The 19,046-nt window shown below is 62.4% G+C and carries 15 protein-coding genes; 7 read left to right on the top strand and 8 right to left on the bottom strand.

Translation table 11 applies throughout. The features are described 5' to 3' along the window. Positions 1–56: 56 nt before the first annotated feature. Complete coding sequence (locus ACP8LP_RS07955) at positions 57–875, bottom strand: Fpg/Nei family DNA glycosylase (RefSeq protein WP_021107701.1); 819 nt, start codon at positions 873–875, stop codon at positions 57–59. A gap of 97 nt (positions 876–972) precedes the next feature. On the opposite strand from ACP8LP_RS07955, the gene ACP8LP_RS07960 reads away from it, so the two are divergent. Continuing rightward, positions 973–1,212, top strand: a complete 240-nt coding sequence (locus tag ACP8LP_RS07960) for a hypothetical protein (protein ID WP_021107702.1) — start codon at positions 973–975, stop codon at positions 1,210–1,212. On the opposite strand, the gene ACP8LP_RS07965 is transcribed toward ACP8LP_RS07960, so the two are convergent. Then, positions 1,201–1,674: a ribose-5-phosphate isomerase gene (locus tag ACP8LP_RS07965; protein ID WP_016665831.1), complete on the bottom strand. Its 474-nt coding sequence runs from the start codon at positions 1,672–1,674 to the stop codon at positions 1,201–1,203. The two genes, ACP8LP_RS07960 and ACP8LP_RS07965, sit on opposite strands and share 12 nt — an antisense overlap. Before the next feature lie 71 nt (positions 1,675–1,745). Here ACP8LP_RS07965 and ACP8LP_RS07970 point away from each other — a divergent pair, with 71 nt between their 5' ends. After that, positions 1,746–3,035, top strand: coding sequence for a GNAT family N-acetyltransferase (locus ACP8LP_RS07970; RefSeq protein ID WP_334338653.1), 1,290 nt, complete (start codon positions 1,746–1,748; stop codon positions 3,033–3,035). Between the two features lie 100 nt (positions 3,036–3,135). Here the strand turns inward: ACP8LP_RS07970 and ligA are convergent, their stop codons facing one another. The 3 genes from ligA to ACP8LP_RS07985 all read right to left on the bottom strand — a co-directional run bounded on the left by ligA (position 3,136) and on the right by ACP8LP_RS07985 (position 7,778). Further along, a complete protein-coding gene (gene ligA / locus ACP8LP_RS07975; RefSeq protein WP_021107704.1) occupies positions 3,136–5,358 on the bottom strand; it encodes an NAD-dependent DNA ligase LigA in 2,223 nt (740 codons plus the stop codon). 116 nt (positions 5,359–5,474) lie between these two features. After that, positions 5,475–7,049, bottom strand: a complete 1,575-nt coding sequence (locus ACP8LP_RS07980) for a histidine-type phosphatase (RefSeq protein WP_023033498.1) — start codon at positions 7,047–7,049, stop codon at positions 5,475–5,477. 126 nt (positions 7,050–7,175) lie between these two features. After that, the gene (locus ACP8LP_RS07985) at positions 7,176–7,778 is read right to left on the bottom strand and encodes a mycothiol-dependent nitroreductase Rv2466c family protein (protein ID WP_200860638.1); all 603 of its coding nucleotides are present in this window, start codon (positions 7,776–7,778) and stop codon (positions 7,176–7,178) included. Between the two features lie 172 nt (positions 7,779–7,950). On the opposite strand from ACP8LP_RS07985, the gene pepN reads away from it, so the two are divergent. Then, positions 7,951–10,563: an aminopeptidase N gene (pepN, locus tag ACP8LP_RS07990; protein WP_484483078.1), complete on the top strand. Its 2,613-nt coding sequence runs from the start codon at positions 7,951–7,953 to the stop codon at positions 10,561–10,563. Between the two features lie 50 nt (positions 10,564–10,613). Here the strand turns inward: pepN and ACP8LP_RS07995 are convergent, their stop codons facing one another. Then, a complete protein-coding gene (locus tag ACP8LP_RS07995; RefSeq protein WP_036910500.1) occupies positions 10,614–10,796 on the bottom strand; it encodes a hypothetical protein in 183 nt (60 codons plus the stop codon). A 381-nt stretch (positions 10,797–11,177) separates the two neighbouring features. Between ACP8LP_RS07995 and ACP8LP_RS08000 the strand changes: the two genes are divergently transcribed. The 3 genes from ACP8LP_RS08000 to ACP8LP_RS08010 all read left to right on the top strand — a co-directional run bounded on the left by ACP8LP_RS08000 (position 11,178) and on the right by ACP8LP_RS08010 (position 15,586). Then, entirely contained in the window at positions 11,178–12,104 is a 927-nt protein-coding gene (locus tag ACP8LP_RS08000; RefSeq protein WP_036910498.1) for a hypothetical protein, read from the top strand. 268 nt (positions 12,105–12,372) lie between these two features. Beyond that, positions 12,373–13,821: an NADP-dependent phosphogluconate dehydrogenase gene (gene gndA / locus ACP8LP_RS08005; protein WP_021107708.1), complete on the top strand. Its 1,449-nt coding sequence runs from the start codon at positions 12,373–12,375 to the stop codon at positions 13,819–13,821. Positions 13,822–13,912: 91 nt separating this feature from the next. Beyond that, complete coding sequence (locus tag ACP8LP_RS08010) at positions 13,913–15,586, top strand: glycoside hydrolase family 13 protein (RefSeq protein ID WP_021107709.1); 1,674 nt, start codon at positions 13,913–13,915, stop codon at positions 15,584–15,586. 7 nt (positions 15,587–15,593) lie between these two features. On the opposite strand, the gene ACP8LP_RS08015 is transcribed toward ACP8LP_RS08010, so the two are convergent. Together ACP8LP_RS08015 and ACP8LP_RS08020 are read right to left on the bottom strand one after the other, a co-directional pair. After that, positions 15,594–16,439, bottom strand: a complete 846-nt coding sequence (locus ACP8LP_RS08015) for an acyl-CoA thioesterase (protein WP_016665842.1) — start codon at positions 16,437–16,439, stop codon at positions 15,594–15,596. Then, complete coding sequence (locus tag ACP8LP_RS08020) at positions 16,436–18,343, bottom strand: AMP-dependent synthetase/ligase (RefSeq protein WP_016665843.1); 1,908 nt, start codon at positions 18,341–18,343, stop codon at positions 16,436–16,438. The genes ACP8LP_RS08015 and ACP8LP_RS08020 overlap by 4 nt, the downstream gene beginning before the upstream one ends. 142 nt (positions 18,344–18,485) lie before the next feature. On the opposite strand from ACP8LP_RS08020, the gene ACP8LP_RS08025 reads away from it, so the two are divergent. Then, positions 18,486–19,043 carry a MarR family winged helix-turn-helix transcriptional regulator gene (locus ACP8LP_RS08025; RefSeq protein ID WP_036910476.1) on the top strand — a complete coding sequence of 186 codons (558 nt, stop codon included), beginning with the start codon at positions 18,486–18,488 and terminating at the stop codon, positions 19,041–19,043. Positions 19,044–19,046 lie beyond the last annotated feature (3 nt).

Consider the following 19,046-nt stretch of genomic DNA (forward strand, 5'->3'; position numbering starts at 1 on the left):
CCACGGCTGACCGACGCTGATGTGGCTCACCTTGACCTCCAGACCTAACTCAACCGTCAGTGATGCCGACGTTGGCACCGTGGACACCAGAACAGGTGACGCCCTCCCCGTACGACCATCTTCACCGGCGTGTTGCACACCAGACATGGCTGGTTCTCTCGTCGGTAGACGTAGACCTCGCCACCGTGGCGATCAACGCGAGGCGGTCGCCCCATCGCCTCCGGGGTGTGCTCTGGCTGGACGGTATCAATGCGTCCTGCCTCGACCCCGGCGCGCATGAGCATGACCAGATCATCCCACATTGCCCGCCATGTCGAGCGGGAAATCTGCTTGCCAGGGGTCGCTGGATCGATCCGATGCCGGAAGAGGACCTCGGCTCGGTAGATGTTGCCAACCCCTGCTGCAATCTTCTGGTCCAACAACAGGTCACTGATCCGGCGGGAGGACCGTCGCACCTTGTGCCAGGCAATCTCGGGATCTGCGTCGTCACGAATGGGGTCTGGACCGATCGTGGCCGCGACCACCGCCCAGTCATCGTCATTGATGAGTTCGCAGGTCTGGGGCCCGCGCAGGTCCGCAGCCGTGACTCCGTCGGTAATGCGCAATCTGACTTGTCCGACCACCGGAACTGATGGTCCCACCGCAAGCTTCCCGATGAGCCCCAGGTGGATGTGGAGCAGGTGGTCGTCACGATGATTGTCGAAATCGATGACAAGGTGCTTGCCCCGTGCCTGGGCCGACGCCAGTACCGTTCCGTCGAGCATGGCTGCGGACTCGGCGAAACGGCCTTGTGGCGAGGTGACCTCGACCGGTTCTCCGGCGAAGGCGGTACCGATGGCGTTGGCAAGACGATGGATGACGTGGCCTTCGGGCACAGACGGTTGTCCTCTCGAGGTCGATGAGATGGCGAGGTTATCGCGGAAATCGTGGATTGATGAGTACGGCGACGAGCACTTGAGGCAGGATGGTCACATGAATGCCCCTGGCCACGGCAAACACCGACACACCCACGACCACGGACGCGGCCGTGGGCCCATTCTCGATGGAGACCGCGCCATGAGGGCACGCGAACTCGCCGAGCAATCAGAGCCCGCCGCTGGCTCCCAGATGCCCGATCCGGGTCAGGAATGGCCGACCGTGCTGGCGGATCTTCGTCGTCGAGCCACCGCCAGTACGGTCAAGGAGTCTGATGAGGTCGGCTCAGCCCAGTGAGCCCTCGTCCTCCCAACGCGTGAGCTTGTCAATACGGCGCTGGTGACGATCCTCGTGGGAAAAGTCCGTCGTCAGGAAGGTCTCGACGATCTTCCAAGCCTCCTCGTGGGTCTGCATCCGGCCCCCCAAGGAGACGACGTTGGCGTCATTGTGAAGACGGGCCAGCTCGGCAATCTCGACGGTGTAGGCCAGCGCAGCACGAATTCCCTTGACCTTGTTGGCCGCGATCTGCTCGCCATTTCCCGAGCCGCCCAGAACGACGCCCAGGGAACCAGGCTCAGCCACCACGGCCTGAGCGCACGGAATGCAGTAGTCCGGGTAATCGTCGAGGGAATCGTAGGTCGACGCGCCGTGGTCGACGACCTGATATCCGGCCTCGGTCAGCTTGCCGACGAGGAACTCCTTGAGCTCGAAGGCCGCGTGATCAGTACCAATATGAACGTGTGAAGGCTTGAAGGTCATGGTTCAATCATGGCACCAACCTCCAGCCCGTTGGCTGCTCAGGAGGGACCAACTCCGCTAGCGTGAAGGATATGGCTGAAAGCACCTCATCCGTTCAGGTCCCCGACCCCTACCGCTTGGAGCTCGTCACCAGCGACGGTTCCCGCAGTGACGAGGTCGACAATGTGGTACGCGCCGTGGCACTGGGTTTCCACCTGGCACAACCATCCGACGCCGAGCTCGAGCACTACGCCACCTGTGTCGAGGGTGAACGGTTGTGGACGATTCGGCAGCCTGACCCCGATCCGGAGTTCCCGGGTCTCCCGGTCGCCACGATGGCCGCGTACCCCAGCACCATCAACACCGGACACGGTCATCTCGAACCGGCCACCTTCATCACCGACGTGACCGTGCGCGCCAGCCACCGCCGCCGCGGGCTGCTTCGCACCCTCATGACGAATGCCCTCACCCGGTCCATGGAGGAGGGCCTGCCTTTCGCCGCACTGACAGCCACCGAGGGAAGCATCTACGGACGCTTTGGCTACGGCATCTCGACTCGAGCTCAGAACGTCGAGATCATTGCGGATGGTCGGTTCAAGCTCAACCACGAACCGAGCGGAACTGTGTCGATGGCCGATCCGCTGGCCATCGATGATCTGCGCCTCAAGGTGTTCTCCGAATTCCATCAGGCCCATCGTGGTTCCCACAACCGCCAGCCCTGGCATGTCGATTTCTCCTCCGGGCGCTGGAGCTCCCAGAAGGGCGGTCCCAACCGTCGAATCCGTTCGATCGTCCACCGCAATGACGAGGGAGAGCCTGATGGCGTCGTGTCTTACGAGATCGACAAGGACTTCGGCTCACAGATCACCGTCGTTGACATGGTGGCAACCACCCCGAACGCCGAGGTGGCTCTGTGGGAGTTCCTGGCCTCCGTCGACCTTATCGAGACGATCAAGGCACCGCAGGTCGATCCCGCCACGCCGCTGCCGTGGGCGGTCGAGGACCCGAGGGTGGTCACGTTCACCCGTCACACTGATCTCGGGTGGCTGCGCATCCTTGACGTCGACCGGGCGATGGCAGTGCGAGGTTGGGATCACCAAGGCTCAGTGACCTTCCACGTCACCGACTCGATGGGCTACGCCGAGGGTACGTGGCGTGTCGACGTAGATGCCCCGGGGGCACCGGCCACGGTGACTCGGGTCGACGATTCAACCGATGCTGCAACCCTCGATGTGGCTGCCCTCGGATCGCTGTACTTCGGCATGGGACGTGGATTCTCGCTGGCCGCCGCCCACCGCATCACCGGTACTGACGAGCAGATCGCGGCGGTCGACCGAATGTTCTCAACCGTCGACGTGGCTCACAACATCTCGGAGTTCTGAGCCCTCATCTCGACAACGTGGGCCGGGCACTCATGCCCGGCCCACATGTATGTCCTACCAGCAGTGTCCTTCCCGCGTGGCGACCCGGGAAGATCGACCATCATGCGACGGTTGTGATTCCCTGTGGGCCGTTTTCAAGCAGGTATTGGAATCCCGCCTCGTCGAGAATCGGACGACCCAGCTCACGTGCCTTCGTCTCCTTGGACCCGGCGTTCTCTCCCACCACGACGTAGTCAGTCTTCTTCGACACTGATCCGGCGGCCTTGCCTCCTCGGGAAACGATGGCTTCCTTGGCCTCGTCACGGGTGAATCCCTCCAGACCTCCCGTGACGACCACAGTCAGCCCTTCCAGGGTCTGCTCAGGTGCCTCGTCGCGATCGTCGGCCATTCGCACCCCAGCCGCAGCCCACCGGCTGACGATTTCCTGATGCCAGTCGACCTCGAACCACTGCTGGACTGATTCCGCAATGATCTCGCCGACCCCGTCGATCCCGGCGAGCTCCTCCACGGATGATTCTCGAATGGCCGGGATCGAACCGAAGTGGGTGGCCAGAGCCCGGGCCGCCGTCGGACCAACGTGACGGATCGACAATGCCACCAGCACCCGCCACAGGGGCTGGGACTTGGCCTTGGTCAACTCGTCGAACATCTTCCTGGTCGTGGCAGTCGGAACAGAGGGCTTCTTCGTTGTCGGCTTCGTGAAGAAGTAAGGCTCGAGCTGCCAGGGCCCCAACTTCCCGCGCACCTTCCGACGACGCCACACCTTGACCTCGGCCAGGTCGTCGGGCTGTAGGTCGAAGAGCCCTGCTTCTGAGTTGAGCACCGGGACCTGTCGGTCCGGAAGCCCCTCGGCAACCTCACCCTCATCCGGTCGCTGATTCTCCGGGTCGACCAGAGCGATGGCGGCTTCCCATCCGAGCGCCTCGACATCGAGGGCGCCGCGCGACGCCAGCCCGAAAACACGTTCTCGCAGCTGAGAAGGGCATTCCTTGGCGTTCGGACAGCGAAGATCCTTGTCACCGTCCTTTTCGTACGCCAACTCAGCGCCGCAGCTGGGGCAGTGATCGGGCATAACGAACTCCCGCTCCGAACCGTCACGCAGTTCGACCACCGGACCCAAGATCTCGGGAATGACGTCGCCGGCCTTCCGCAATACCACGGTGTCTCCGATGAGGATTCCCTTGCGTTTGACCTCGAAGGCATTGTGGAGGGTGGCCATCTCGACAGTCGATCCCGCAACGGTCACCGGTTTCATGACCCCGTACGGCGTGACGCGGCCCGTTCTTCCGACATTGACACGAATGTCGAGAAGTTCGGTATTGACCTCTTCCGGCGGGTACTTGTACGCGATGGCCCACCGGGGAGCTCGAGAAGTTGCACCAAGCTTGCGTTGCAGAGAGACATCATCGACCTTGACCACCACACCGTCGATCTGGTGGGAGGCCTCGTCACGCGACTCTCCCCAGGAAGTGACGAACTCATGCACCTGCTCGGCGTTCTCGACGATCTTGAGGTACGGCGACACCGGCAAGCCCCATTCGGCGAGCTTGTCGTACGCGTGTCCCTGGCTGGGAAACTCATGTCCTTCAACGGCGCCAATCCCGTGAACGATCATCGACAGGGGACGTGAAGCCGTCACCCGCGAATCCTTCTGTCGCAACGATCCCGCGGCCGCGTTACGCGGATTGGCGAAGGGATTCTTGCCAGCCTCGACGAGAGCGGCGTTGAGGTCGGCAAAGTCGGCGACCGGGAAGAAGACCTCACCTCGTACCTCGAGCAGGCTTGGGATGTCGTCGCCAGCCAGTTTCTGCGGGATCGCCTTGATGGTACGGACGTTCGCAGTGACGTCCTCACCGATGCGACCGTCGCCACGGGTGGCCCCCGAGACGAGTTCACCATCGCGATACACGAGATCGACGGCAAGACCATCAATCTTGAGCTCACACAGGAAATCCGGGACGTTTCCGACGGACGTGGCGACCCTGTTCATCCACTCCGAGAGCTCGTCACGGGTGAAGACGTTATCCAGGCTCAACAGACGCTCCAGATGCTCCACCGGGGCGAAGTCGGTCACCCGCTGTGGAGCTCCAACTCGCTGAGTGGGCGAATCCGGACTCCTCAACTCAGGGTGATCGTCCTCGAGCTTTTTCAGCTCAATCATGAGCTGGTCGTACTCGGCGTCGGAGATCGTTGGGGCGTCGTTGGCATAGTAGGCGTCCTGGGCGTCCAGGATGCGTTCGGCCAGCTCAGTCCAGCGATGGCGCGCCTCGGACTCGGACTCGCTTGCCTCCAACTCATCGCCTCGGATGGGATCGTCAACCATGGTCCCATCCTTGCGCAGTTCCCATACCTGTGCATTCGGGTATCAGTCGACCTGCCTCCCACAACGAGGTGTGGTGGCCGCGGAAGCTCCGCGGCCACCGGTCCCCACAGTGGTTTTCAGACTCCGGTAGCCGGAAGTGCCCCGGCGAAGTCTCCTGGCCTGCTCGGCGTCACGGTCGGAGCGGTGGAGGAAGGAGCCGGCGTGGTCGGGGCCGACGGCCCGTCACCAGACGGCTTAACCAACCAACCACCATCAGCAATGGAAGCACCAGTCAGGCAATGTTTGAGCTCGTCGAGAGTGTAGAAGAATGAGTTGACCGAGATCGGACGACAGCCACGTCCGAAAGTAGCCTGCTGCTCGTTGAGGAGCATCCGGACGACCTTCTGCCCTGACCCCGACTCGAAGACGTCCCACTGCACGTTGGAGGCCAGCGGAGCCACCTTGGCACCCCGCCAATCTGTGGCCTGCCAGAAATTGGTGTCCTGCGGACTGATCTGGGTACGAGATCCAGGTGCGCCGATGAGCGCCTCGAAGGGAACGAGGGTCTCAGCGTGGGCGAACCGCAAGGTCGCCGATCCCTTGGGATGGTCCTTGGTCTGCTGATCGATCTGGGCCAGGAAATCGTTAAGAAGAGGGCGGGCATTGCGATGGGCGATGTCCGATCCCTTGAAGCCGGGACCCTTCTCGGCGTAGTCCTCAGCGTCGAGGGACATCGCGAAGACATTGGCCTGGTCCTTCGTGAAGTACTTGGCGAAGTCGACCTTGGTCTCAGCAGCCATCGAGGGAGCGATGATGTACAGGTTGTACAGGTTGAGGGCCGCGTCGACGTCGTTCTTGGCCTTCTTGCCCTCGGGGGTCTCGAAGGTCCACGCCCCTGCTGCCAGTCGGTCGATGAAGTCCTTTGTATAGATCTTTTCCAGAACCTCACGGGCGGCCTTGCGAACCTCCGGACGCGAATTCACCGCATCGACGTAATCAGAGAGTTCCTTGCTGTCCTGGTACTCCTTGTAAGCCTTGTAGTCCGGGTTCGACTTGTCCTTGTGGAAGTACAGCGTCTTGGTGTCGGCCTTAATGGCGCGTGACATATGCCCGCTCATCTGCGGGGCACCATGGAGCAATCCAGTGACAAAGTCGTATCCGGACTCCGCAGCACGCGGTTCTCCCGAGGACTCCACGACGACCGTGTTGTCTTCCCCGTTGAAGATCTCGGGCATCCGGTGGGCCAGACGCTCACCCAGTTGACGATGCTGATCAGCTCCCACCTCGGTGATGTTGCCGTACCCCCTCTCGAGCTTGTTGCCCTTGCTGAGCTCAACTCCGTCGGCCTCCATGTGGGCCCAGGTGTCCTCGTTGCCGAGATTTTCATTGGCCTCATGAAGTTTCATGGCCTGGGCGTGAACATCCTGGCCGAGGGGAGTCACAGCTCCCAACTCATTGGCCTTTTCCCAGATCGCCATCGTCAGGGCGTCGTACTTGAAGCTCGACAGGCCACGAGAGCCGTGGCGGGCAACGACCTGAGTGTTGACGGGGTGAAATCCGGCGGGCGGGGCCTGCAAGGTGCCACCGGAATAGCGATACGGAGTCTTCGTCGACAGCGAGTCGTCGGTGTCAGCATGAGCAATTGGCGCACAGGTGATGGCCAGACACCCGACAGCCATGGCGCCAAGAACACGGAAAGGTCTGGAAGGCATGGTGTGCTCCCGAGAAGATCGATCAGTTTGGCCATACCCTCGCTGATTCGGACGTCACCTCCATGTACGGCAGGTGACGCCCGATCAACGCTTCAATGACCTTCCGGGGGACAGCTCCAGAGGGGATCAGTCCAGGATCGGTCCAACGGTACGGGTCCGCTTCAGCTCGAAGAAACCGGGGTAGGCCGTCACCTTCTCGAACCCGTCGAAGAGCTCACCGGCCTCCTCCCCCTTGGGAGCCGGCGACATCACCGGACCGAAGAGCGCCATGCCGTTGATGTGGAGAACAGGGGTACCGACATCCTGTCCGACCGGATCCATGCCTTTGTGATGCGAAGCGCGCATGGCCTCGTCGAACTCACCCTTGCCAGCACGATCCGCGATGGACTCGTCGTAGCCGCTCTCCACCAACGCCGCCTTGACGGTCTCGATGCTGCGCTCCTCCTTGCCAAGGTGGTAGCGGGTTCCAAGGGCGGTGTAGAAATCACGAACAGCCTCCTGTCCATGCACCTCGACAACGCCAGTGGCAGCCTGAGCGCCGATCCACGCCTTGTCCATCTCGGCACGATAGTCGTCCGGCAGATCACGTCCTTCATTGAGGACGGCCAGGCTCATGACGTGGAAGACGGTATGGACGTCACGAACCTTCTCCACCTCGAGCATCCAGCGCGACGTCATCCACGCCCAGGGGCAGGACGGGTCAAACCAAAAATCAACTGTTGTGGTCATGGCACCAGCCAACCGCACGCGCCCGCGCACGCAAAGACTGACCCCGTCATTGTTCGCGTAAGGCGCAGTAATGACGCGAGATACAGTTCCCGCTTAACGAGACAGCGAAAGGCAAGAACCGATAGAGTTTCATGGGAATTGTTGGGTGCTTTTGTACGCCCTTAACTAACATATGTTCCACGGAGGCATGATGAGTTCGGTCAACATCACTCGTGAGGAGGCGCAGCAGCGCTCCCAGGTCATCACGGCGCACAACTCCAAGGTGCTCGTTGATCTTTCTGGACGTGACCCCAACGGCGATCCGCTCGCCGAGCCGACCGAAACCTTCGTCTCCTCGTCAACCATCGAGTTTTCGTCGACCGGCGGCGAGAGTCATCTTGACCTCATTGCTGACGGTGTCTACGCTGCAGATCTCGACGGCACCCCGCTGGATCCGGCTGCATTCTCGAATAATCGTTTCCCGTTCACCACGGAAGCGGGAACTCACGAAATCACGGTTACGGCGCTGTGCCGCTACTCCCATTCGGGTGAAGGCCTGCATCGTTTCGTCGACCCTGCTGACGGCAAGGTTTACCTCTACACCCAGTTCGAGATTGCTGATGCCAGGCGTATGTACGCTGATTTCGAGCAGCCCGATCAAAAGATGACATTCGAACTGCAGGTCATCGCTCCGACTGGTTGGACCGTCGTCTCGAACTCCCCGACCCCAGAGCCGAAGGAAGGCCCCTGGGAAGGGATGTCACGGTGGTCTTTTGAGCCCACCCTTCCAATTTCGACATATCTGACAGCCCTTGTCGTCGGCGAGTACCACGTCGATCACGGAACCATTCACACATTGTCCGGCGAAATGGACGCCGACATTCTGTGCCGTCAGTCAATGAAGGAACACCTCGACGCCGACCGAATCCGCACCACCACACAACGTGGATTTGAGGTTTACGAGTCTGAATTCGGCTACCCGTACCCATTCGGCAAGTACACCCAGTCCTTCGTGCCGGAATTCAACGCCGGGGCCATGGAGAACGCTGCCTGCGTCACTCACCGTGACGACCTGCTGTTCCGTTCCCGCGTTACCTCGGCCGCCTACGAGAACCGCGACAACACCATCCTTCACGAGCTCGCTCACATGTGGTTCGGCGATCTCGTCACCATGAAGTGGTGGGACGACCTCTGGCTCAACGAGTCCTTCGCCGAGTGGGCGTCGCATCACTGTCAGGAGAAGATCGTCGAGAAGCACGGCGGCATTGACCCATGGGTCTCCTTCGCGAACCAGCGCAAGACGTGGGGTTACACCCAGGACCAGCTGCCAACCACTCACCCGATCGCCGCTGACATGGTCGATCTCGACACCGTCGAGCAGAACTTCGACGGCATCACCTACGCCAAGGGTGCCTCGACCCTGAAACAACTGGTTGCCTTCGTCGGGGAGGCCGAGTTCCTGGCCGGCGTGCGCACGTACTTTGCCCAGAACGCCTTCTCGAACACTGAGCTCAAGGATCTCCTCCATCAGCTCCAGGTGGCGTCGGGACGCGATTTGTCGTCCTTCACCGAGCAGTGGCTGCGCATCCCAGGGGTCAACACCGTCCGTCCGGACTATGACGTCGATGAGAACGGCAACTTCACCCGCTTCGACATCGTACAAACGGCCATCGAGAAGTACCCCACCCTACGGACCCATCGTCTGGGCATCGGCATCTACACACTGACCGACGGCAAGCTCGTCCGGACCGAACGCCTCGACGTTGACATCCATGACGAGCGCACCCCGATTGCCGCCCTCGTCGGACATTCCCGCGGTGATCTGGTCCTGCTGAACGACGGTGACCTGACCTACGCGAAGGTCCGTCTGGATGATCACTCGATGGCCACCCTCATCGAGCACATCGACGCCCTGTCCGATCCGCTGGCCCGCGCATTGTGCTGGAGTTCCGCCTGGGACATGTGCCGCGACGCCGAGATGAAGGCCCAGGACTACGTCACCCTGGTTGGCAAGGGGCTTCCCAGCGAGACAGACCTGACGGCCGTCACCTCCCTCCTTCGCCAGGCCACCACCGCCGCGATCTCATACACCACTCGTGAGGCTCGCCAGGATGTGCGCGATCATCTCGTTGCGATCTCGGCGGCGGGACTGCGTGACGCCGAGCCCGGTTCGGACCATCAGGTGGCCTACGCCAACGGTCTGGCCGCTGCTGCCACGAAGGACGCCGCTGACCTGCTCGAGGGGTGGCTGAATGGCGAAGAGGTGCCTGAGGGCCTCGACATCGATCAGGGAGTGCGTTGGCGTCTCCTCATCGCCCTGGCCGGTATGGGCCGAGTCGGCGAACCGGAGATCAATGCCGAATTGCAGCGTGACAACACCATCTCGGGATCGGAGCAGGCAACTGGCGCTCGCGCCGCGATGCCCACGGCCGAGGCGAAGCAGGCTGCTTGGCAGCGCGCCACCACCGACGACTCGGTGCCCAACGAGACCTACCGGCAGCTCGTCAGCCAGTTCATTCAGCCTGATCAGGCCGAGGCGCTCTCGCAGTACGTCGATCCCTACCTCGAGCTGTGCAAGTCCATCGACTCCCGCGACGGCCAGTGGGCCAAGGCCGGTCACGCCCAGGTCCAGAACGCCCTGATGTGGCTCTTCCCGAGCACCGAGGTCATCGACGAGGCTTGGCTCGACAAGCTCGATGGCTGGGTTTCCGACAACAACCCGGGCAGCACTGTGCGACGCGTTCTTGCCGAGCGCGCCGACAACGCTCGCCGCACCCTGCGTTGCCAGGAGGCCAGCCGTCACTGAGCTGTGACGCATTCGTCCTCGTGCTCAGCACTCAGGCTGCGTGACGAGGATCAGTCCGAGTTCTTGCCGCCGCGTCCCTTGGCGAAATGGACTCCCCAACCAATGAGGGTGAACAGGACAGCCGTGGCGATCGGCCACACGACACACAACATGAGTAGGTGCACGGAGCTGAATTCGGCTTCGGGCCAGCCAGGCAGGGTTTTCATCGGCACAAGGGCCAGCGCATCGATCATGGGCTCAGCGTAGCGTCTTCGCACCAGTTTTGGACCGACCTTGGGGGGAGAGATTTCACGGAGAAGTACGTTGGCGAACACGGACATATGGCGCGTCGCGAACTCTTCCCGATCATGGACGGTCCGTCTTTCCTGAGTTACCACGCCGGATAAGGGGCAACCCGAAACCTTGGGATCTCTCTCATCTTCATGGAGGACGGTGGGCTTCCTTGGTGGTTGTGCCGCGAATTCCTCTCCAGCCGGATCCCAGGACCCCATTCCTCGAGGTTATCCACAACCTTCTCGGTGGTTCTCCCGACGATGTCCACAGATCTTGATTTGGCTGACGGATTCTCTGGTGTCCCGCCGATAAATAGTGGTGTGAACGAACTTGAACTGGACATGAGGGACTGCGGCGGTGTCGTGCGGATACATCGCTTCAGCAGAACTCGCGGGCAAGCTGACCGCGCTGTGAAAGCCGGCCGCGCGATACGCATGCTCCCGGGAGTCGTTGCGGATGCCGGGCGAGCTGACGATTCTCGAGTGAAGATGCAGGCGATACACATGTGGCATCGAGACGCGGTCATCATTGGCAAAGCCGCCCTCGTCGCGCAAGGAATGATTCCCCCGGGGAGCCGGACGCGAGATTTCAGCGCCATTCACTTGGTGGAGGCGTTTTCACGGACGAGGGGCATCAAGCGAGAGGGAATCCTCGTGCACCGATGGCGAGTTCCGCGCCGATACGTCACCCAATACCGCGATGTCCCCATGGCAATTCCTGAGGCGTCCGTCCTCCTTCTGGCCGTTCGGGGAGAATGGGAATGGGTCTGCGAGGCGCTGAGACAAAAACTCGTCACTCCACGTTCCTGCAGGTCGGCTCGTTCCTGCCTGTCCTGGAAGTTCGGCCGTCACCGCATCACAGCAGCCTTGGCCGATATTTCCTTCAATCCCTGGTCGGTGCCGGAATTGTGGTTGTCTCGGGCGCTCCGCGCGGTCGGGTTCACCGGGTGGCACTCCAACACACGGGTGGACACCGCCGAAGGAGCCTTCACCCTCGACCAAGCCTTCGATGCGGAACGCGTTGGGGTTGAGGTCGACGGCCGCTGCGTGCACGGCACACCCGAAGGTTACGAAGCGACCATGATGCGATCAGCGAGTTTGGATCGACATGGCTGGCGGATGCTGCACATCACTCCGACGATGCTCAGGCAACGACCACGATTCGTGCTGGAGTGGCTGGCACAGCGGATCCACAAGCGGCATCGCCCAAAGGTCATGATGTCAGACCACGAGCTTTCGCGGATCATGCTTGGTCTGGCCCCGACCTGATCGTTGCCTGGGCGCTTTCGTTGGACCTCTCTGAGGAATACTCGCCGTCGTCAAACCGTCACTGCACCTGACACCGTTGCGTCTCTGGTCACGATGTGTCATCAGCCCGGGTTCGGCCACGCCTGTCGTGGTGATCTCGGAAACACCGCAGGATTCCGTCACCAAAACTTCTATCATCCTCGCTGTCTCACGTCATCCCCACCCATCCGCGCCTGCACCACGCGGAAATGCCTGGAAGGATGGAAGCGAGACATCTAGGAGGAATCGCATGAGTGACACTGCGCCGCAGACCGCCGAGGTCGGCGTCATCGGGATGGCCGTGATGGGGTCTAACTTGGCCCGCAACATGGCCCACAAGGGTTTCCGGGTCGCCGTTTACAACCGCACAGCTTCACGCACCGACGAGGTCATGGCCGAGCACGGGAACGAGGGAACCTTCCTGCCGTTCCATGATCTGGCTGGCTTTGTCGCATGTCTCGAGCGCCCGCGCCGCATCGTCATGATGGTCAAGGCCGGTCGTGGCACGGATGCCGTCATCAAGGAGATCACTCCCCTGCTCCAGCCGGGTGATGTTCTCGTCGACGGCGGCAACGCCTACTTCGGCGACACCCGACGTCGGGAGGAAGAAATCCGCCCGACCGGCATCCATTACGTCGGCACCGGCATTTCCGGTGGCGAGGTCGGAGCGTTGGAGGGACCGTCAATCATGCCAGGCGGCTCCCCAGAGTCGTACGAAGCCATAGGTCCGGTTCTGGAGAAGATCTCGGCACAGGTCGACGGCGAGCCCTGCTGCGCATGGATGGGCACCGATGGCGCCGGACACTTCGTCAAGATGGTCCACAACGGCATCGAGTACGCCGACATGCAGTTCATCGGTGAGGCCCACGCCCTGTTGCGCGCTGCCGGTCTGACGAACGCCGAGGCCGGAGACGTCTTCGAGTCCTGGAACCATGGTGATCTCGACTCCTACCTCGTCGAAATCACCTCCCGGGTGCTGCGTGCCAAGGATCCTCGCGACCCTGCCACCGACCTCCTTGACGTCATCCGCGACGAGGCAGGGATGAAGGGAACGGGCACCTGGACCGTGCAGACGGCTCTTGAGCTCGGAGTTGGCGTCTCCACCATCAGTGAGGCCGTCTTTGCTCGCTCAGTCTCCAGCGCCCTGCCGCTGCGCACGGTGGGCCAGCAGACCCTCGAGGGGCCGGACCGCACCATCTCGGTCGATGACCGTCAGGCCTTCATCGACGACGTTCGTGACGCTCTGTGGTCCGCAAAGGTCGTCGCCTACGCCCAAGGGCTCGACGAGATCCGCACCGCGGCGGTCGAGTACAACTGGGAGGTCGACATGGGCCAGGTCGCCTCCATCTGGCGCGATGGCTGCATCATCCGAGCCCGCCTCCTTCAGCGCATCAAGGACGAGTACGCGGCCAGAGACCTCACCACCCTTCTGGAGGCACCTTCCGTCAAGGCCGAGCTCGCTCGCTGCCAGCAGGCATGGCGTCGTGTCGTCGCCCGAGCGGTCGAGGCCGGAGTGCCAGTTCCGGGATTCTCCTCAGCCCTGGGCTATTACGACCTGGTTCGCGCGCCACGTCTCAACGCCGCCCTCACCCAGGGCCTGCGCGATCTCTTCGGCGCCCACACCTACCGCCGTGTCGACGACGAGGGTTCCTGGCACGTCAACTGGTCCGGCGACGGACGAGAGGTCCGCGCAGACTGACCCTCCAACAGCTCCGCGGCGGCGGACATCGTCGGGCACGCCGCGGGCCCACCCCGCCCCTGACAACCCTCACAACCCTTCAAGGACCCCCATGACCACTATCCCCACGACCCATGACTGGTGGAAGTCCGCCGTTGTCTACCAGGTGTACCCGCGTAGTTTCGCCGACTCGAACGGCGACGGCATCGGCGACGTCCGCGGCATCATCGAACACCTTGACCATCTCGTCGCTCTGGGCGTCGATGCCCTCTGGATCTCACCGTGGTACCCCTCCCCGCTGGCCGATGGCGGCTACGACGTCAGCGACTACTGTGCCATCAACCCTGACTTCGGCACTCTCCACGACGCTGACACACTCGTGGCACGGGCCCACGAATTGGGCCTGCGAGTCATCATCGACCTCGTCCCCAACCATTCTTCCGAGGAGCATCCGTGGTTCAGGGATGCCCTCGCTGCTGCCCCCGGTTCGCCTGAGCGCGACCGCTACATCTTCCGAGATGGCCGCGGAGAGAACGGCGAACTCCCTCCGAACAACTGGCCATCGGTGTTCGGAGGTGGTGCATGGCAACGCATCACTGAGCCCGACGGCACCCCTGGGCAGTGGTACCTGCACTTCTTCGACGTCTCACAGCCCGACTGGAACTGGGAGAACCCCGAAGTCGTCGAGGAGTTTGACCGCGTTCTGAGGTTCTGGTTCGACCGCGGTGTCGATGGTTTCCGCATTGACGTCGCCAACTCGATGGTCAAGGAATCCGGCCTGCCCGACCTACCCGAGAACGAGGAGATCGGCGAGCTCGTTGGCGACAGCCCGATGTGGGATCAGCCTGGACTGGCGCCCATCCAGCGCCGCTGGCGAGCCATCGCCGACGAATATGCCGACACCCCCGAGGGGCCGCGCATGTTCGTCGCCGAGGCGTATCTCCCCCATGACCGTCTGGTGCGCTACCTCGAATCGGACAGGCTGCACACCTCGTTCAATTTCGAGTTCCTCATCTCGGCGTGGTCGGCCCGTTCGCTTCGCACCACCATCACCGAATCCCTGGCGGCCCACGAGTCAGTGGGCGCAAGTGCCACCTGGGTGCTGGGCAACCACGACAACTTCCGCCCCGTCTCCCGCTACGGCAAGGAGATCTCGGGTCTGGACTTCTCGGATCCCGCTGCTCCCCATGCCACGTTCCACGGCACACCGACCGATGTTGCTCTGGGACGTCGTCGCGCCCGCGCGGCCGTCATGCTCGAACTCGCCCTTCCTGGTGGCGCCTACGTCTACCAGGGTGAGGAGCTCGGTCTGCCAGAGGTGGAGGATCTCCCCGACGACGTCCTGCAGGATCCTACCTGGGAGCGTTCTGAACACAATGACCGCGGACGTGACGGTTGCCGCGTCCCGATTCCGTGGAGCGGTTCCGAGGCCCCTTACGGATGGTCGTCAACGAGCGACACCTGGCTTCCGATGCCGCACGACTGGGCTGATTGGACGGTCGAGGCCGAGCAGGACGATCCGTCGTCCTTCCTGACCCTCTACCGCACTCTGCTGGCTGAGCGCCGGGTCAACCCTGCCCTGGGAGCCGGGACGATGACGTGGAACGAGTCGTCCGACGATGTCCTCGACTTCTCCCGCGAGCCCGGCTTCCGTTGCGTTGTGAACTTCGGTGACGACCCAGTGACCGTGGACCCAGACAAGATCATCGTCACCTCGACCTCGCTGAAGATCCACCACGGACTCGCATCCGTCGGCCGTGACCAAGCCGTGTGGCTGCGAGCCTGAACGCTGATCAGACCGTGACGAGGTGGGCTGCCAACGCCTCCCTCGTCCGGTCGTCAATCGGGACCGAGGCTCCGGTGTCCGGATCGACGCAGACGAGCACGGTGGCGGCATCGAGGGCAGATCCCTCGTCTGTGGCAATCGACCCGGCGAGGGTCATTGACGAGGTTCCCAGCCGTGTGAGCGCAGTATGCACCTTGCATGACCGCTGCGACGGTGGAACCTGGCGTCGATAACGTATGTCCTGACGCACGACGACCCACAGGTGGTCCCCAGCTCGCCTCATCCCTGGCGACCACGACGTCGTCGCGAGGATCCTGGCCTCCTGGAGGTAACCAGCCATGCTGACGTTGTTGACGTGACCCTGCCGATCGACGTCAGACCACCGGATAGGTACGTCGACGATGTCGCCGATCCCGGAGACGTCGACGACCTTGATCGGCTTCCACGGAGTCTCGTCGACCTTCATGGCCTCGAAGGCGCCTCGCTCGCCGTCGGTGAGCCGGCGAGGGCGTCCTGCGTCGAAATCGAAGGGGCAGATGATCCCGCGTGCCCGAGCGACCTCGATGTCATGGTGCCAGGCGCGGTAATCCAGGATGGTTCGTGCCGCACCGACCTTGGAGCAGCCGACCTCGACCCGCAGCGGGCTCCCATCCACGACGAACGGCGCCAAGAACTCGACATCCTGAGTGACGACGACGATCCCGGTCTCGAGCATCTCCTGGGCGCCGTTCGTGTAGAACGCCTGATTTCGAGATTCCTGAACCAGCTCGCTGATGCGAACGTTGTTGACGTGTCCCTGCGCATCCATGTCGGACCAACGCAGTGGAATATCGACGACGACAACGCCCGTCACGACGCGTCGTCTCCCCTGGCCACACTCGATTGTTCATTCTCGTCGGCAAACATCTCGTCAACGATGTCGGAATACTTCTCGGCCACGACGCCGCGACGCACCTTGAGGCTGGTCGTCACCGAGTGGGAGTCCTCGGTCAGCTCGTGGTCGAGGATCGCGAACTTCTTGACGGTCTCCCAGCGCTCGAGGCGGGAGTTTGCGCGATCAACATACCGCTGGATGCTGCGCCGCACGTCCGGGTCTGCCGTAAGCTCGGCGTAACTGGCGTCGGGACGTCCATGCCGGCGTCCCCACGTCATGAGAGCACCCTTCTCGAGGGTGAGGAGGGCCACTGCATACTTGTGTCCCTCACCCAGAACCACCGCGTTGGACAGGTACGGGCAGTTGGCCATCAGGGTGGCCTCGACCTTCTGTGGGGCGACATATTTTCCGCCCGAGGTCTTGAACAGGTCGCGCTTGCGGTCGGTGATGCGCAGGTAGTTCATCTCATCGAGTTCGCCGATGTCGCCAGTGTGGAACCAGCCGTCGGTGAACGCCTTGGCCGTCTTCTCGGGCATGCTGTGGTAGCCACGAGCAACGATCGGTCCGGAGACCAGAATCTCACCATCCTCAGCAATCCGCGCGAGGCAACCAGGAGCGACCGGTCCCACTGTGCCAGGCCGAATGGCATCAGGCCCGCTGAAGAACGCGACTGCCCCGACCTCAGTCGCCCCATATCCCTCGATGATGGGAATCCCCGCGGAGGAGAACCATTGCTGAACCTGCTCCGACAACTTGGCACCGCCGCAGATCATGAACTCGATGCCGCCAAGCTTGCGACGCAGGGTCGAGAAGACCAGCGCATCAGCGATCTTCCGCTTGGCCTCGAGCACGGTCGGTACCCGATCGCCAGCGTTCCGGTAGCGCTGGGCGTCGCGTCCGGTAGCGAAGGCCCACCGCGAGACACGACTTGCCAGACGTCCTTGTGGGTATGCCGTCATGACACCGGCACGGATCTTCTCGAAGATGCGCGGCACACCACACATGACGCGTGGCTTCACCTCGCCCAGGCTACGGGCCAACCGCGAGATCCGGGGCTCAACGGCCTGCGTGATCCCGATCTCGACGCAAATGGCGATGAGACACTTCCCGAAGGCATGGGACAACGGCAACCACAACATGTGGACGTCCCCACCACGGAACATGTCGAGGTTCTTCCACGCCTGGCCCATGTACGTCCACGCCCGGTGAGTCAGCTCGACTCCCTTGGGCGTGCCGGTCGTACCAGAGGTGTAGATGAGGGTACACAGGTCGTCGGGTTCGACGGAATCGATCATGCGACGCACGAGATCCGGCTCGACGGCCAGGCGTCGACGTCCATTCGCAATGATCTCGGCCATGGTGGTGAGCCGGTCATCTCGGACGCCGGTCTCCTCGGAATCGTCGGCAAAGCTGATGATGTGCCGAACCACCGCGTCGACCTCGGGCCTGCCCTGGATCTTGGCAACCTGGGCGGTGGAATCGACGAAAAGAATGGATGACTCGGAGTCCACCAGGATGAAACTTGCCTCGTCCGGCCCGGAATTCGGGTAGATCGTCGTCGTCGCGCCACCGGCGGAGGAGATGGCCATGTCGGCAATGATCCACTCGGTGCGCGTTCCGGACAGCAGGGCGACACGGCCCTCCCGAGGAAGCCCCAACTCCATCAGTCCAGCAGCCACCTCGTGGGCCTGACGACGGAATTCAGCAAAGGTCATGGGGAGCCAGGCGTTGGGCTCATCGTCAGCGCCGGAAGGAGTGAGAAAGGCGATGCGATTCGGATGGGCATCGGCCTGTCGATCAAGCATCGCCGCGAAGTTCTTGGCCGAGGATGCAATGAGTTTGTGCTGCAGAGCAAGGGACTCCTCGTCACTGGTACGCCTCATCAACTCACCCTCTCCTCGGTCAAAAATGACTTCTGCCACGCTATTGCATGGCGCACTGGCCGGTCCCCACAATTCCCGATGACACCCGTAGGTAGGTGTCCACAGGAGCGGGCAGGAGGACGTTCCCCGCACCACAGGTACGATAGTGATCATGTCACAGGGCGGTTCCAGGCGCAGCATCCATGATGGCGATGCCTCGAAGACGCCATCGATGGCGTCTTTTGACGATGTCGGGCCTGAGGTAGAGCGGTCGGCGGCTGCCCCTTGGCTGAGCATCGAGCAGCAACGAATCTGGCGAGCCTGGCTCCTCGGATCAGCTCGTATCACGGCGCATCTTTCGGAGGATCTGCGACGCCATGGCCTCGAGCTGTGCGAGTACGAGATCCTCGTCAGTCTTTCGGAAGCCCCCGATCACGCAGTTCGGATGTCTGTCCTCGCCATCGAGGTGCATCAGTCACGGTCACGACTCACTCACGCCATCGAACGGCTCGAGGCACGCGGACTTGTCGTGCGTGAGCCTGACGTGCGGGATCGCCGCGGAGTGGTCGCAAGGCTGAGCTCTGGCGGCATGGACCTGCTGCGGCAGGCTGCCCCCGACCATGTCCGCGCGGTCCGGCATATTTTCGTTGACCCGATCGATCCAGAGGATTTCTCGGCCTTGGGACGGGCCATGAAGGCTGTCCTTTCCGTGTCAGACTGAGTC

The sequence above is a fragment of the Cutibacterium sp. LaCa_89 genome (assembly GCF_058177555.1).